The organism is Duganella sp. AC917, from assembly GCF_979258245.1.
Genome location: NZ_OZ409848.1, coordinates 6,508,564 through 6,523,772, shown reverse-complemented (window position 1 = coordinate 6,523,772; position 15,209 = coordinate 6,508,564). Strand labels below are relative to the sequence as shown.

Below are 15,209 nucleotides of genomic sequence, written 5' to 3'. Positions count from 1 at the left end.
CAACGGGCCGATGCCCCGACAAATTCCCTACATCATCGCCAACGAAGGTTGCGAGCGTTTCAGCTTCTACGGCATGCGCAACATCCTCACGCCGTTTCTCCTGAGCACGCTTTTGCTGTTCATTCCCATGGAAGACCGCACCGCCGAGGCCAAGCACGTCTTCCATACCTTCGTCATCGGCGTGTACTTTTTCCCGCTGCTGGGCGGCTGGCTGGCCGACCGCTTCTTCGGCAAATACAAGACGGTGTTCTGGTTTAGCCTGATCTACGTGGCGGGCCATGCCTGTCTGGCGATCTTCGAGGACAACCTCAAGGGCTTCTATTTCGGCCTGGCGCTGATCGCCTTCGGCTCCGGCGGCATCAAGCCGCTGGTAGTGGCCTTTGTCGGCGACCAATTCGACCAGACCAACAAGAACCGCGCCAAGCTGGTATTCGACGCCTTCTACTGGATCATCAACTTCGGCTCCTTCTTCGCCTCGCTCTTGATGCCGGTGATGTTGCGCGACTACGGCCCGGCTGTGGCCTTCGGCATTCCCGGAATTCTGATGGCCATCGCCACGCTGGTGTTCTGGATCGGCCGCAAAAAATATGTGCACGTGCCGCCGGCCGCGCCCAATCCCGATTCCTTCAGCAGCGTCGCGCGCACCGCGTTGTTTGCCAAGGCGCCCGGCAAATCGCGTCCCGGCCTGATCGTCGCCGGCATCGGGGCGGCCGGCGCGGTGCTGTCGCTGTGCATGTCGCCGCAGTGGGGCTTTGTCATCGCCGCCTGCACCGCGCTGGTGCTGCTGCTGGCGTTCGGCGGCTTTGGCGTGTCGATGCAGCTGGAACGCGCGCGCGGCCTGCACACCGATGAAGCGGTGGAAGGCGTGCGCGCGGTGCTGCGCATCCTCATCGTGTTCGCGATGATCACGCCATTCTGGTCGCTGTTCGACCAGAAGGCGTCGACCTGGATCGTCCAGGCCAACGCGATGGACAGCCCGCTGCTGTCGATCTTCGGCTGGGAATTCACGCTGCTGCCAGCGCAGATGCAGGCCATCAATCCGATCCTGGTGATGCTGCTGATCCCGTTGAATAACATCGCGCTGTTCCCGCTGATGCGCGCCATCGGCATCACGCCGACGCCGCTGCGCCGCATGGGCATGGGCATCGCGCTGTCCGGCGCCGCGTGGCTCGTGATCGGCGCCATCCAGTTGCAAATGGACGGCGGCGACAAGGTCTCGATCCTCTGGCAACTGCTGCCATACGCACTGCTGACGCTGGGCGAGGTGCTGGTGTCGGCCACAGGGCTGGAATTCGCCTACAGCCAGGCGCCCGCGCCGATGAAAGGCATCATCCTGAGCTTCTGGTACCTGGCCGTCACGGTCGGCAATCTGTGGGTATTGATCGTGAATTCGGGCGTGAAAAACGATGCGGTCAGCGCGCACATCGCCACTAGCGGCATGAGCTCCATCGCTTTCCAGATGTTCTTCTTCGCCGGCTTTGCGCTACTCACGGCGGGCCTGTTCGCCCTATACGCGATGCGCTACAAGATGGTCGATAATTACCGCGTTTCAGCGAAATAACAGCTGCGTGCGCGCGAAATCCGACTTCGACACGGGGTGGTATCCTACTTGGGAGGTGCCTGGGGTGTGAAACAATTGTTGAGTTACCAGAGCAATCAAGGAGACCATCATGAGCACCCCATTCACCAGGACCAAAACCGCCATAGGCATCGCCGCTTTCTGCCTCTCCGCCACCTTCAGCGTGGCGGCGCAGGCGCAGAGCAAACCGATGTCCGACAAAGATGTCGTGCAGCCCACCGGGTCCACCGGCGCGACCGCCTTCCAATCGAAAGGCGCGGCCAAGGGTGAGGCCGAGGCCAACACCGGCGCCCAGAACGGCAACGGAGGCATGCAACCGACCAGTAAGCCAGGCTTCGATAACAAGCCGCCCAAGGGCGCCAAGGCCGATTGCCACCGCCCTCAAGGCGGCGTCGATGCCAGCGGCGGAGAAAACGTCTCCACCGCGCACAAGGACAACACCACCTGCACTAACCAGCCAGCGAAGAAGGCCGGCGGCAAGTAGGCACGGCGGCGAGGCGCTGCCGGCTGCAATCCAGATACAGCTGGAGGTTCGTGCCGATTTGCCGCGCCTCGGCCAGCAGCAGCGGATCGGCCGCCAACGGCGCCACGTCGGCCTGGCGGCTGATCAGCTCATCGCGGTACACGCTGGCGAATTTTTTGTAACGCAGCTGGAATGACCAGTGCGACGACAGGAAACCGAACACCTCGGCGCACTGGCTTTGCATCGACTTGCCATTCACCACAAGATAGCGGTGCTTGGGCAGCTTGTCCAAGGTCTGCAGGATCTTCCGGTTGTACACCACCCAGGCTTTCAGGTAACGCTCACGATGCTTGCGGCGATGCCGCGCCAGCCGCATCGCCCGGTAAAAACACTTCCACGCCATGCGATACGGCCAGCTCTTTGCCTGATATCGGCTATCGAGCAGGCCGAAATCCCGCTTCAGTAGTGAATGCACCACTTCCTCATAATCGCGCAGCAGCACCAGATACTTCGCCTGTGGCAGCAAGGCCGAATACGTGTCCAACAACAAGCAGGTACGTGGCTCCTTCCAGCCCCATTGGGGGAAGCTGGCATTCCGCGCGGCGATGAGGGACCGCATCTCGGCCTGCTCCCGCGCGCTCGGCGTCATCGCCTCGGGCGGCTGCAGGCCGTCAGGATGAACACCCTTATTGATCAGGATTTGCTGATGCAGGTGGAAGAAATCCTCGTCTTCATAATGGCCCTCGATATTGCCGGTGCCGGCGCCCACCAGCCGCTCGCCGACCTGCAACCCGCAGTCGTGCAGCCAGTGCGTGATCAGCGAGGTACCGGAACGGTGCATTCCTGCGATGACCAGGACATCATTGGCCATATCGTGCCCTGCGCCGCTGAACGAAAGCGGTGTGGCCCAGCACATACTCGCAAATGCGCGCGGTGCACTCGGCGACGTTGCTGTCGCGGGTGTTGAAGTACAGGTCCGGTTCGACCGGCGGCTCGAATGGATCGTTGACGCCGGTCAGGCAGTTCAATTTGTCGGGCGCATCGTCGGGCAGGCCGGCGCGCCGGTACAAGCCCTTGGTGTCGCGCCGCCGCAGTTCATCGAGCGCGCAATCGATGAACACCACTTTCACGCCTGGATAGAGCGCGACCAGTTCCTTGCGCACTTGGTCATAGGGGCTGATGGCGCTGATAATCGTAACGATGCCGTGCGCGGCGAATTTATCGGCGAGGTAGCCAAGGCGACGCAGGTTTTCGCTGCGGTCCTGGCGCGAAAAACCCAGGTCGCTGAACAGGCGGGCCCGATACGGATCGCCATCGATGACTTCAACCGGAATGGAGCGGCGGGCAAGATGGTCTTTGACGCTGTTGGCAAGCGTCGTCTTGCCGGCGCCCGAGAGGCCGCAAAATAGCAATATCATGATAGCCCTTGTGACTGGTAACGGATGCGGTCAAGACTAGCAGCGCAAGGGCGTCATTCACCCGACAATTACCGCTTGATACAGGGTCTACGTTGTGGCAATCAAAACCCTACATCATCGGGGTTTATGTTAATTCTTGATAAGAAGTCACCGCGCGACAGTTGGCTATTCGTACTTAAACTACAAATTCTGGAGTACCATATCCGCCAATTTTGACGGCAACGCGCGGTTTTCTGTAGTCGCGTTACTTACATCGACGGTTTGGAGACGGTATATGGTTGGCATGCGGGCTGGTAAGCGTTTGATCGTGGGTTCATTCGGGAGCGCCCTGGCGCTGACATCGCTGACAGGTTTAGCGGCCTCGGCGCCGCCAGTGCTGGCGGATTGCGATGGCGCTTTTGCGACACCGCTCAAAGCGGCGCCGGCCACCGACGCCCGCGCGTACTGGCTCAATCGGCAGTTGATCAAGTGGCCTGGCGCCAATGCGGCCAACGGCGTGTTCAAACTCTATTACTCCGCCAACGCACTGCTGCGCGCGACGCCGGGCGCACGCGTCACCGGTGCGGACGGCGAGGTGACGTTGTCGCGCTTCGATGGCGCGATGCCGTCCGCTGTCGCGCAGCGCTTCAAGTTTGTCGGGGACGGCGCGGTGCTCACCGTTCCCGACGCGGCGCGGCTGCTGACGCAGCAAGTGCTGCTGGTGCAGGAAGGCGAGGACGGCGTGGTGCGCGATGTGACGTCGCTGCAGATCGCCGGCGCGCTGGATGACCTGTACGCGGGCGCCGCCAAGGTCAAGGACCTCGGCGTCACGGCCGGACCGCGCAGCGCGGCCTTCAAACTGTGGGCGCCCACCGCGCAGAACGTGGCAGTGTGCACCTACGCCAGCGGCGCCGGCAAGGCCACCGCCATCACGCCGATGCTGCGCGACGACGCCACCGGCGTCTGGTCCGCGCAGGCCAGCGGTGCGTACTTCCAATATATAGTCGACGTCATGACGCCCACCGCCGGCATCGTGCGCAACCTGGTCACCGATCCATACTCCGTCAGCCTGACCACCGACTCCAGGCGCAGCTACATCGCCAACCTGAACGCGGCCAAGCTCAAGCCGGCCGGCTGGGACAGCACCCCGTCGCCTAAAAGGGTCGCCGCGCCGACCGACATGACGGTCTACGAACTGCACGTGCGCGACTTCTCGATCAACGACAGCACCGTCAGCGCGGCCAACCGGGGCAAGTACACCGCCTTCACCGAGACCCGCTCCAACGGCATGAAACACCTGGCCGCGTTGAGCCGCGCCGGCATGACCGACATTCACCTGCTGCCGGTCTACGACATCGCCACCGTGCCGGAACAAGGCTGCGTCGCGCCGGACATCGCCGCCCTGCCCGGCCTCAAGCCGGACGGAATGGAACAGCAGGCGGAGGTTACGAAGGTTAAATTCACCGATTGCTACAACTGGGGCTACGACCCGTATCACTACAACGCGCCGGAAGGCAGCTACGCCACCGATCCGGCCGACGGCGCAAAGCGCATCGTCGAATTCCGCCAGATGGTGCAGGCACTGCACAAGGCCGGCCTGCGTGTGGGCATGGACGTCGTCTACAACCACACCTTCATCGCCGGCCAGAACGAAAAGTCGGTGCTGGACCGCGTGGTGCCCGGCTACTACCACCGCCTGAACGCGACCGGCGGCATCGAGCGCTCGACCTGCTGCGACAACACCGCCACCGAAAACCTGATGATGGCCAAACTGATGATCGACTCGGTCGAACAGTGGGCCGTGCAGTACAAGATCGACTCCTTCCGTTTCGACCTGATGGGACACCAGCCGCGCGCCGCGATGGAGGAATTGAAGGCGCGCGTCAACCGCGCCACCGGTCGCCGCATCGACTTGATCGGCGAAGGCTGGAACTTCGGCGAAGTGGCCGACGGCGCACGGTTCGTGCAGGCGTCGCAGCTGTCGTTGAACGGCAGCGGCATCGGCACCTTCAGCGACCGCGCGCGCGACGCCATGCGCGGCGGCGGAGCCAGTGATGGCAGCACCCAGATCATCTCGCAGCAAGGCTACATCAATGGCCTGGTCTACGCGCCCAACGCGCAAGCGCCGGCGCGTCCAGGGGGCGACCTGCTGCAGGCATCGGACATGGTCAAGGTCGGCCTGGCAGGTTCGCTGCGCAATTACACAATGCGCACCTGGCAGGACGAGACCAAACCGCTGCGTGACATCGTCTACGGCGGCAACCAGCCGGCCGGTTACGCGAGCGAGCCGTCGGAAACCGTCAACTACGTCGAGAACCACGACAACCAGACGCTGTTCGACATCAACGTCTACAAGCTGCCGCTGGAGACCACCGGCGCCGAGCGCGCGCAGGTGCAAATGCTGGGCGCCGCCATCAACGCCTTCAGCCAGGGCGTGGCGTACTTCCACGCCGGCTTCGACATCCTGCGGTCCAAATCGCTGGACCGCAACAGCTTCGAATCGGGCGACTGGTTCAATCGCCTGGACTGGACCTACCAGGATAACTACTACGGCACCGGCCTGCCGCGCGAAGAGGACAACGGCAAGGACTATGCGTTGATGCGCCCCCTGCTGGCCAACGCCGCGATCAAGCCCGCGCCTTCGGACATCGCCTGGTCGCGTGACGCCTTCCGCGATTTGCTGGCGATCCGTTCCAGCAGCACGCTGTTCCGCATGCGCAGCTCGGCCGACATCCAGCAGCGCCTGCGCTTCCACAACACCGGCTCGACGCAGGTGCCGACGGTGCTCGTCGCGCATCTGGACGGCGCGGGCTACGCCGGCGCCAACTTCAAATCGATCACATATCTGATCAACGTCGACAAGGTCTCGCAGCGCGTCACCGTGGACGAGGAAAAGAACCGTCGCTACCGGCTGCATCCCGTGCACCTGCGCACCGGCGCTGCGGACCAGCGCGTGGCGCGCGAGGCGCAATACGACGCCGCCTCCGGCACGTTCACGCTACCGGCCCGCAGCGCAGTGGTCTTCGTAGAGTGACAACCGCGCGCGCAAAGCCCACCGGGTTTAGGTGGCTAACGCGCGCGCTTGCAAAATCCCCTAGCTGACGCGATAATGGAATAATTCTCATTTGCGTTTGCGCCCGCAGCCCGTTCCGCATCAGCCACGTCACCGCCGTCAAAGAGAGAAAACCCCACTTCTCCCCTTGAAAGCCCCCTATGACTGTGTCGCAGACCCAGAAGGCGCCCCAATTGCGCTACCGCGCCGGTGTCGCCCTGCGCGCGCTGATCGCCATCTTCGGCGGCTACGCGGTGGCCGCCGCGATCGCGGCGACGCTGGCCATGTGGCTGCCCATCGCCCGTATCGAAGCCGCGCTGACCGCCACCATGGCCGGCCTGATTGTCTATCCATGCGCGATCATGTGGTGCTTCGCCGCGCGCACGGCCCTGCGCGCGCTGGTCGGCCTGCTGCTGGCGGCGCTGCCGTTCGCGCTGCTGCTGGCCATCGGCGCGCAGGGAGCGGCGGCATGAAGGAAGGCTTCCGCCAGTCGATGGCCTGGCTGCACACCTGGTCCGGCCTGCTGGTGGGCTGGGTGCTGATGCTGATCTTCATGGCCGGCACCTCCAGCTACTACCGCGATGAAATCACGCTGTGGATGAAACCCGAGCTGCACCGGACGGCGATCGCGCAGGTGACGCAGGCGGTGGCGGCCGATCAAGCAGCGCGCGCGCTGCAAAAACGCGCACCCAACAGCGAGCGCTGGTTCCTGTCCTTGCCGAGCGACCGCGAACCAGCGGTACAAACCATGTGGGCGCCGCCGGCCGGCGAAGGCAAAGCCAAAGGCAAGGGCAAGGGGCGGCGCCGGTTCGACCAGGCATTGCTGGACCCGGCCACCGGCGCCGAACTGGCCGATGCACGCTCCACGCGCGGCGGCGATTTCTTCTACCGACTGCACTTCGACCTGCACTACATGCCGGTGCCGGTGGCCCGCTGGATCGTCGGCATCTGCGCCATGTCGATGCTGGTGGCCATCCTGTCGGGCATCGTTACCCATAAACGCATCTTCAAGGATTTCTTCACCTTCCGGCCGCGCAAGGGACAGCGTTCGTGGCTCGATTTTCATAACGTGAGCGCGGTGCTGGCGCTGCCCTTCCACCTGATGATCACCTACACCGGCCTGGTGACGCTGATGTTCATGTACATGCCGTGGGGAGTCAAGGTCGCCTACGACAATAACGAAAAAGCCTTCTTCGCGGAGCTGTTCCCCGGTTTGCCGCAAGGCGCCAAAGCCTCCGGTGTGGCCGCGCCATTGACACCGCTCGGTCCCGTGATCGCCCATGCCAGCCAGGCCTGGGGCGGCGCGCCGGCGGGACGGATCACGGTCAACTTTCCCAACGATGCGGCGTCCACCATCGCCGTCACCCAGCAGGAGGGACGCGGCCTCAGTTCCGACCTGCCGACGCTGATCTACGATGGCGCCACCGGCAGGCCGCTGCCATCGCCGGACGCCGGGCGCGGCGCCGCCGTGGCCACGCGCGGCGTCATGTACGGGCTGCACATCGGCCGCTTTGCCGATCCGCTGCTGCGCGCGCTGTTCTTCCTCTCCGGCCTGGCCGGTTGCGCGATGGTGGCCACCGGCCTGCTGCTGTGGGCCGTCAAGGAAAAGCCCAAGCATCTGAAAGCGGGACGCATCGGCTTCGGCCTGCGTCTTGTGGAAGGCCTCAACATCGGCGCGGTGGCCGGCTTGCCGGTGGCGATGGCGGCCTACTTCTGGGCCAACCGCCTGCTGCCCGTGGCACTGGCAGAACGTCCGGCGGCGGAGGTCAGCTGGTTCTTCGCCGCGTGGGCGGTGGCGATGGTGGCGGGACTGGCCTGGCCATCGCGTCCGATGTGGCGCTGGCAGCTGCTGGCGGGTGGGATGCTGTTCGCGCTGCTGCCGGTGCTGAACGGCGCGACCGGCGGCGCACATCTGCTCATCAGCATCCCGAATGGCTTGTGGGCGCTGGCCGGCTTCGACGGCGTCACCTTGCTGATCGGCGCCCTGCTGCTTTATGCCTCGGCGCGACTGGGACGTGCGCCAGTGACAAAAACTCGACTTGCGGGGAATGCGGCATGACTTCGATTTACGCGGTAATGACGGGATGCGCGGCGGTGGCCGGGGCGTTTTCGGGATTCGCTTTTCTGGGCCTGGCGATGGATCGCCATTGGGCCGACGTGCATGGACGTGGCGCGGAACCGTCGCCGGCGCAACGCCGCAGGCTGCGGTGGTACGGTTGCGGACAGTTGTTGTTGTCCCTGCTGGCGTGTCTGGCGCTGCGCGGGGGCACGCAGGGCTGGGTGCTGTGGCTAGGGGCGCTGACGGCGGCCGGATGGATGGCGGTGCTGATGTTGACGTATGCGGTGCGGCGGCTGCCCCGCGGTGGCATGGCGGCAGGCACCCTGGCGCTGCTGGCAGCCGGCGCGGCGTTCCTGGTGCATTGAACCGCGCGCACGATAGTTTGGATACGTGGTTTCGATAAGCGCATAAAGACATGGTATCTTTTCGGATTCTCCATCGTCGGATCTGATCATGAAGCTTTATCTTTCGGCCGCGTTGTTCGCACTAACCGGATTGGCATCGGCGGCGCCGGTAGTCGATCCGGTCGATCGGGTCAATCCGCTGATGGGCACCGCCAGCAAGCCGGAACTCTCCAACGGCAATACCTACCCCACCATCGCGCTGCCGTGGGGGATGAATTTCTGGACGCCGCAAACCGGCAAGATGGGCAACGGCTGGACCTACAGCTACGACGCCGACAAGATCCGAGGGTTCAAGCAAACGCACCAGCCGTCGCCGTGGATGAACGACTACGGCCAGTTCGCCATCATGCCGGTGGTCGGCCAGGCTAACGGTAAATTCAAATTCACCCAGGACGACCGCGCCAGCTGGTTCTCGCACAAGGCGGAAGTGGCCAAGCCTTACTACTACAGCGTGTATCTGGCCGACGCCGACGTGACGACAGAAATCACGCCGACCGAGCGCGCCGCGCAGTTCCGCTTCACCTTCCCCAAAACCGACGAGGCCTACGTGGTGGTGGACGCCTACGACAAGGGTTCGTACATCAAGGTGATTCCGGCCGAACGCAAAATAGTCGGCTACAGCACCCGCCATGCGCGGGGTCCGCTGCCCAAGAACTTCAAGAATTACTTCGTCATCCACTTCGACAAAGCGTTCGCCTCGACCAGGCTGTGGAACGGCGACCAGCTGGCCGGCGACGTGCTGGAACTGGCGGCCGACCATGCCGGCGCGCTGGTCGGCTTCAAGACCGCCAAAGGTGAAAAGGTGGGCATGAAGGTGGCCTCCTCCTTCATCAGCGAGGAACAGGCGGAGCTGAACCTCAAGCGCGAACTGGCCAATGACAGCTTCGACACCACTGCACAAAAAGGCAGGGATATCTGGAACAAGACGCTGGGCCGCATCAATGTCGAAGGCGGCAGCGAGGAGCAGACGCGCACCTTCTATTCGAGCCTGTACCGCACCTTGTTCTTCCCGAATAAACTCTACGAGATCGACGCCGCCAACCAGATCGTCCATTGGAGCCCGTACAACGGCCAGGTCCTGCCGGGCTACATGTTCGCCGGCACCGGGTTCTGGGATACCTTCCGCGCGCTCTACCCTTTCCTCAATCTGATGTACCCGTCGATCAACCGCGAGATGCAGGCGGGCTTGGTCAACGATTTCAAGGAGGGCGGCTGGCTGCCCGAGTGGTCTAGCCCCGGTTACGCCAACGTCATGATCGGGAATAACTCCGCCTCCGTCGTCGCGGAGGCGTACATCAAGGGCCTGCGCGGCTACGATATCGAAACGCTGTGGCAGGCGCTCAAGCACGGCGCCAACAACGAAGGCCCGATGAGCGCCGTCGGCCGGGCCGGTGTCGGCTACTACAATGAACTGGGCTATGTGCCGTATGACGTGAAAATCAACGAGAACGCCGCCCGCACGCTGGAATACGCGTACGACGATTTCGCCATCTACCAGCTGGGCAAGGCGCTGGGCAAGCCGCGCTCCGAGATCGCCATCTACGGCCAGCGCGCGCTGAATTATAAAAAGCTGTTCGACCCCGAGACTGGTCTGATGCGCGGCAAAAACAAGGACGGCAGCTTCCAGTCGCCATTCAATCCATTCAAATGGGGCGACGCCTTCACCGAGGGGAATAGCTGGCACTACACCTGGTCGGTATTCCAGGACGTGAACGGGTTGATAGATCTGATGGGCGGGCGCGAGAAATTCGTCGCCAAGCTCGATGAAGTCTTCACGCTGCCGCCGACATATGACGAGAGCTACTATAAAGAAGTGATCCACGAGATCCGCGAAATGCAGATCGCGAACATGGGCCAGTACGCGCACGGTAACCAGCCGATCCAGCACATGATCTACCTGTACGGCTACGCCGGCGCGCCCTGGAAAACCCAGTATTGGGTGCGCGAGACGATGAACCGCATGTACAAGCCGACACCGGACGGCTATTGCGGCGACGAGGACAACGGCCAGACCTCCGCCTGGTACGTGTTCTCCGCGCTCGGCTTCTACCCGGTCACGCCGGCCGTGCCGCAGTACGTGGTGGGGGCGCCGCTGTTCAAAAAGGCCACGCTGAAGCTGGAGAACGGCAAAACCATCGTCATCAACGCGCCCGCTAACAGCGGCGCCAAACGCTACGTGCACGCGCTGAAGGTCGACGGCAAGGCGACCTCGAAGAACTGGCTCGGTCATGCGGAACTGATGCGCGGCGCCACGCTGGACTTTGATATGGCGGAGCGGCCCGAGACACGTCGCGCCTCCTCTCCGGCGGACGCGCCCTACTCCCTTTCAACCGATCCGCAGTATCAATAATGCGACAGTGCGGGCTGCGTCCCGCAGTCCATGCCCCTGGCTCGATTTGCTCATGCGCAAGTTTTAAGCGGGACGTGCACCAAGATTAAAAAATCGTGCTATTATTTATTTCGTCAGCGCAATAATGTTTTCCTTATTGCAAACAGCCTCAGAGCCGCAGAGCCCTAGACACGCTCACCTTTCGCCGTTCAAAAAGCGCCTTTGACCCTTTCGTCATAGTGCGCCCGCCAGTGCCTCACCCCGCATTGAATAGCACCTTGTCAACTATTTACGAATGACCGGATCATGACTATTTCTTGCCACCTCAACGAAGCGCGCCGGCTGGAGGCGCTCAATAAACTCAATCTGCTCGACACACCGCCGAGCGACGCGTTCGACCGCATCACGCGCATGGCCGCGCGCCTGTTCGACCTGCCGATTGCGGCCGTGTCGCTGACGGACGCCGACCGTCAATGGTTCAAGTCGCGTGTCGGCGTCGAGCACACATCGATCCCGCGCCTGCAAGCGCCATGTGGCCAAGTGGCCGACAGCAGCAGCGTGCTGGTAATCCCCGATCTGATGAACGACGTGGCTTTCCGAGATAGTCCGCTGGCCGCCAGCGGCATCCGCTACTACGCGGGCGCGCCGCTGACCACCATCGACGGCTACTGTCTGGGCGCGATGTGCGTACTTGGCACCGAGCCTCGCGAGACCACGCCGGCGGAACTCAAAATCCTGTCCGACCTCGCCGCCATGGTGATGTCGCAAATCGAAATGCAGCACGCGCTGGGCCGCATGGATCCGCTCAGCGGCCTGCCCAACCGCAACCAGTTCATCGAAGACTTCCAGGACATGCAGCGCGACCGTCCGGCCGACGAACAAAGGCTGGCGGTGCTGATCAATCTTGCGACGCCGGACCAGATGTCGCACGCCGCGCGCGCGCTGGATCCTTCCTTCCTCGACGAGCTGGTGACCGATTCGGCCGCGTGGATACGCGCCGAGACGGGCCCGAACCGCAAGGTCTACCACGTCGCCGCCATGCAGTTCGCGCTGCTGTCCGACGCAGGCATGCGCCTGGAAGACTACGTGCGGGTGCTGGAAGAAAAGCTGGAGCTGGGCGTCAGCATCAGCAAGCTGCGGTTCGTCACCACGCCGTCGATCGGCGTCGCACCTTTCGAGGTCGGCACGGCTGACGGCTTGAACGTGCTGCGCCAGGCGCAAAGCGCCGCGCACGACGCCATCGACAGCACCACCCACGTCGCCGTGTACTCGGTGGTGGAAGACCGCCTGTATCGGCGCCGCTTCAACCTGCTCAACGACTTCGCCGCCGCGCTGATCAGCCGCGATCAATTGCGGCTGGTCTACCAGCCGCGCATCGATATCGCCAGCGGCGAATGCGTGGGCGCCGAAGCGCTGCTGCGCTGGACCCATCCGACACTCGGCCCAATCGGCCCGGGCGAATTCATTCCCATCATCGAGCGCTCCGGCTTGGCGCAGGCGACGACCGCCTGGGTACTGAACCGCGCCTTGCGCCAGCAACAGGCATGGCGCAAGGCCGGCCTGGCGCTGCAGCTGTCGCTCAACGTCTCCGCCGCCAATCTGCTGGAGCCGGACCTGGCCGACCGCGTGGTCGCCGGCCTGGAACAATATGGACTGCCGCCGGAGTGCCTGGAGCTGGAGATTACGGAGAGCGCCATCATGGAGCAGCCGGTCAAGGCCAACGCCATGCTCGAAGCGCTGGCCTGCACCGGCGTGCACCTTGCGATCGACGACTTCGGCACCGGCTACAGCAGCCTGTCGTACTTGCAGCGCATGCCGGCCAATGTGGTCAAGATCGACCAATCGTTCATCCTTGGGTTGGAGGACGACTACCGTCGACAAGGCCTTGTGAGGACAATGATCACGATGTCGCAAGACCTGGGACACCGGGTGGTGGCGGAAGGCGTGGAAAGCGGCGAGGTGCTGGCGATCCTGCGTTCGGCCGGTTGCGACGAGGCGCAGGGTTATTTGTTCGCGCGTCCGCTGGAGGTCGAAGCCTTCGCGGCGTGGTGCCGCGACAGCAGCGCGTGGGACGACGCCGTCGCCGCCGACGCTCCACGGCGCCAGGCCCGCGCCTTGTGCTCGCTGGCGCGGCCGAAGGTCAGCACGGCGGCGTCGCGCCGCCGGCATCAAGTGCGTTAGTAAGGGTCGGGCTTATTGCCCGATCAGCACCAGCGCGTTGCGCGTGCCGAAACTGACTTTGCCGCCCTTGACCACCGCCGTCTTGCCAGAGTAGTAGTCCCTGACCTTTTGCCCGTTGGCGAACACGCCGTGCACATTGATCGTGCTGATCTTGTCGGTCGGCAGATCCAGCGCGACGACGACCTTGTCGCGCAGCCCGCCCTTGTCGTACGTCCGCTTGAACACATACGGTTTGGCTTGCAGCTGCTGGTGCACGCCCGCCCCCACCGCCACGTGGGCCTGGCGGAACAAGCCCAATTTGCTCCAGTGCGCGCGCACGTCGGCGATCTTGTAGCCGTTGCGTGTCGTGTTCTGCTCCAGTTCATCCCAGTTCATAAAGGTCCGCAGCTTGGCGTCGCCGACCGCGTCGGCCTGATCGAGCTTGCGCGCGGTTTCGTCGCCGTAGTAGATCTGCGCGGCGCCTGGCGCCAGCAGCAACTTGGTCGCGCTCTCGAACGGCTTTTTACGTTCGCGGTCGAACGGCTGGTCGTAGTCGTGCGAATCGAGATAGTTCAGCACCGAGTAGCCGTTCAACGCGCCACCATGCAGCGTGGCCGAATAACTGCTGAACAGCGACTCGTAATCCTTGTTCGCATCCCGCACCAGGCCGAAATTGATCAGGCTATCGAAGCCGTTTTGATAGTAGTTCGCGGTCTGCCCACCGAGATCGTAATTCTGGCCGTGCGCGATGTCGTAGTTATAGACTTCCGCCGTCATGTAGAACTTGTCGTCTCCAAGCTTCTTGTCCGGATTGGCGCGCTTCCAGTCCTCGAATGCCGCCTCGGCGACGGTGCGCAGTTCCTTCCACACCCCGGCCTCGACGTGCTTGACGGTGTCGGCGCGGAAGCCGTCGACGCCGTATTTGCGTACCCAGTCGGCGTGCCACTTCATCAGATAGTAGCGCGGCGCGCGCGGGTAGCCGGTGCGCTTGAAGAATTCGTCGAGCTCCTTGACCTCCTGCGTGTAGCGGCCTTCGCGCCGCCACTTTTCCACCAGCTGCGGCGGCAACTCGACTTCCTCGTTGCTGTCGGTGCGGACATCGGGCAGGTTCTTCACCAACGTGCATTCGATGGTGGTCTTCGCGTCCTTGTGCGTGCACGCCGGTTCGGTGCGCACCCACTGCTGCGGCCATGCCTTGTCGATCGTCGTCTCCGGACCGATATGGTTCATCACCACGTCGAGGATGACGCGGATGCCGCGCGCGTGGGCGGCTTCGACGAAATTGCGGAAATCGGTTTCGGTGCCCAGGTTGGCGTCGACCGCGGTGAAGTCCTTGGCCCAATAGCCGTGAAAGCCGTAGGACTTGCCGGTGCCTTCATCGGTGCCTTCGTGGATCTGCTCCACCGGCGGCGTGAGCCAGATCGCGTTCACGCCCAGGCTGTCGAAGTAGCCGTCGTTGATCTTGTTGGTGATGCCGGCCAGGTCGCCGCCCATGAAGCCGCGCAGCGGCGCGGCATCGGCGTTGCGGCCATAAGACAGGTCATTGCCGGTGAAGGCATTGTTAAAGCGGTCCGTCAGCAGGAAATAGACTGTGGCGTTCTCCCACAGGAATGGCTTTTTTGCGGTGATCGGCGTCGCCGCCGATTTGGCCACCGATTTTGCTACCGCTTCAGCCGCCACTGCCGGCACACCGAAGGCCAGCGCCAGAGCCATTCCAAGGGTTGTACGTTTGCTCCACTTCGTCCATCTCATGCTGTCGTCCTTAA

At 63.3% G+C, this 15,209-nt stretch carries 11 protein-coding genes; 8 read left to right on the top strand and 3 right to left on the bottom strand.

Annotated features, from left to right (window positions below):
- The first annotated feature begins 10 nt into the window (after positions 1-10).
- Both ACZ0BA_RS28460 and ACZ0BA_RS28455 read left to right on the top strand, forming a co-directional pair.
- The gene (locus ACZ0BA_RS28460) at positions 11-1,561 is read left to right on the top strand and encodes a POT-type proton-dependent oligopeptide transporter (RefSeq protein ID WP_463454848.1); all 1,551 of its coding nucleotides are present in this window, start codon (positions 11-13) and stop codon (positions 1,559-1,561) included.
- A gap of 109 nt (positions 1,562-1,670) precedes the next feature.
- Positions 1,671-2,063 carry a hypothetical protein gene (locus ACZ0BA_RS28455; protein WP_463454485.1) on the top strand — a complete coding sequence of 131 codons (393 nt, stop codon included), beginning with the start codon at positions 1,671-1,673 and terminating at the stop codon, positions 2,061-2,063.
- Here ACZ0BA_RS28455 and ACZ0BA_RS28450 read toward each other — a convergent pair.
- Together ACZ0BA_RS28450 and cysC are read right to left on the bottom strand one after the other, a co-directional pair.
- The gene (locus tag ACZ0BA_RS28450) at positions 2,029-2,913 is read right to left on the bottom strand and encodes a hypothetical protein (protein ID WP_463454484.1); all 885 of its coding nucleotides are present in this window, start codon (positions 2,911-2,913) and stop codon (positions 2,029-2,031) included. The genes ACZ0BA_RS28455 and ACZ0BA_RS28450 overlap by 35 nt on opposite strands.
- On the bottom strand, positions 2,903-3,460 hold the full coding sequence (gene cysC, locus ACZ0BA_RS28445) for an adenylyl-sulfate kinase (protein ID WP_463454483.1): 558 nt from the start codon (positions 3,458-3,460) through the stop codon (positions 2,903-2,905). Before cysC ends, ACZ0BA_RS28450 begins: the two co-directional genes overlap by 11 nt.
- Positions 3,461-3,767: 307 nt before the next feature.
- Here cysC and pulA point away from each other — a divergent pair, with 307 nt between their 5' ends.
- From pulA to ACZ0BA_RS28415, 6 genes are all read left to right on the top strand, one after another.
- The gene (pulA, locus tag ACZ0BA_RS28440) at positions 3,768-6,473 is read left to right on the top strand and encodes a pullulanase-type alpha-1,6-glucosidase (RefSeq protein WP_463454482.1); all 2,706 of its coding nucleotides are present in this window, start codon (positions 3,768-3,770) and stop codon (positions 6,471-6,473) included.
- Positions 6,474-6,652: 179 nt separating this feature from the next.
- The gene (locus ACZ0BA_RS28435; protein ID WP_463454481.1) at positions 6,653-6,964 is read left to right on the top strand and encodes an iron transporter; all 312 of its coding nucleotides are present in this window, start codon (positions 6,653-6,655) and stop codon (positions 6,962-6,964) included.
- A complete protein-coding gene (locus tag ACZ0BA_RS28430) occupies positions 6,961-8,550 on the top strand; it encodes a PepSY-associated TM helix domain-containing protein (protein WP_463454480.1) in 1,590 nt (529 codons plus the stop codon). Before ACZ0BA_RS28435 ends, ACZ0BA_RS28430 begins: the two co-directional genes overlap by 4 nt.
- Positions 8,547-8,915 (top strand): DUF3325 domain-containing protein, encoded by a 369-nt coding sequence (locus ACZ0BA_RS28425; RefSeq protein ID WP_463454479.1) that lies wholly within the window; start codon positions 8,547-8,549, stop codon positions 8,913-8,915. The genes ACZ0BA_RS28430 and ACZ0BA_RS28425 overlap by 4 nt, the downstream gene beginning before the upstream one ends.
- A gap of 88 nt (positions 8,916-9,003) precedes the next feature.
- A complete protein-coding gene (locus tag ACZ0BA_RS28420; RefSeq protein ID WP_463454478.1) occupies positions 9,004-11,304 on the top strand; it encodes a GH92 family glycosyl hydrolase in 2,301 nt (766 codons plus the stop codon).
- 285 nt (positions 11,305-11,589) lie between these two features.
- Positions 11,590-13,464 (top strand): sensor domain-containing phosphodiesterase, encoded by a 1,875-nt coding sequence (locus ACZ0BA_RS28415; RefSeq protein ID WP_463454477.1) that lies wholly within the window; start codon positions 11,590-11,592, stop codon positions 13,462-13,464.
- 12 nt (positions 13,465-13,476) lie between these two features.
- Here the strand turns inward: ACZ0BA_RS28415 and ACZ0BA_RS28410 are convergent, their stop codons facing one another.
- Positions 13,477-15,195 (bottom strand): alpha-amylase family glycosyl hydrolase, encoded by a 1,719-nt coding sequence (locus ACZ0BA_RS28410; protein WP_463454476.1) that lies wholly within the window; start codon positions 15,193-15,195, stop codon positions 13,477-13,479.
- Between the last annotated feature and the right edge of the window lie 14 nt (positions 15,196-15,209).

What these genes read in the sequence shown, in the direction of transcription:
- ACZ0BA_RS28455 (WP_463454485.1), top strand. Translation starts at nt 1,671, where the DNA reads ATGAGCACCCCATTCACCAGGACCAAAACCGCCATAGGCATCGCCGCT.
- ACZ0BA_RS28425 (WP_463454479.1), top strand. Translation starts at nt 8,547, where the DNA reads ATGACTTCGATTTACGCGGTAATGACGGGATGCGCGGCGGTGGCCGGG.
- ACZ0BA_RS28450 (WP_463454484.1), bottom strand. Translation starts at nt 2,913, where the DNA reads ATGGCCAATGATGTCCTGGTCATCGCAGGAATGCACCGTTCCGGTACC.
- cysC (WP_463454483.1), bottom strand. Translation starts at nt 3,460, where the DNA reads ATGATATTGCTATTTTGCGGCCTCTCGGGCGCCGGCAAGACGACGCTT.
- ACZ0BA_RS28415 (WP_463454477.1), top strand. Translation starts at nt 11,590, where the DNA reads ATGACTATTTCTTGCCACCTCAACGAAGCGCGCCGGCTGGAGGCGCTC.
- ACZ0BA_RS28435 (WP_463454481.1), top strand. Translation starts at nt 6,653, where the DNA reads ATGACTGTGTCGCAGACCCAGAAGGCGCCCCAATTGCGCTACCGCGCC.
- ACZ0BA_RS28410 (WP_463454476.1), bottom strand. Translation starts at nt 15,195, where the DNA reads ATGAGATGGACGAAGTGGAGCAAACGTACAACCCTTGGAATGGCTCTG.
- ACZ0BA_RS28430 (WP_463454480.1), top strand. Translation starts at nt 6,961, where the DNA reads ATGAAGGAAGGCTTCCGCCAGTCGATGGCCTGGCTGCACACCTGGTCC.
- ACZ0BA_RS28420 (WP_463454478.1), top strand. Translation starts at nt 9,004, where the DNA reads ATGAAGCTTTATCTTTCGGCCGCGTTGTTCGCACTAACCGGATTGGCA.
- ACZ0BA_RS28460 (WP_463454848.1), top strand. Translation starts at nt 11, where the DNA reads ATGCCCCGACAAATTCCCTACATCATCGCCAACGAAGGTTGCGAGCGT.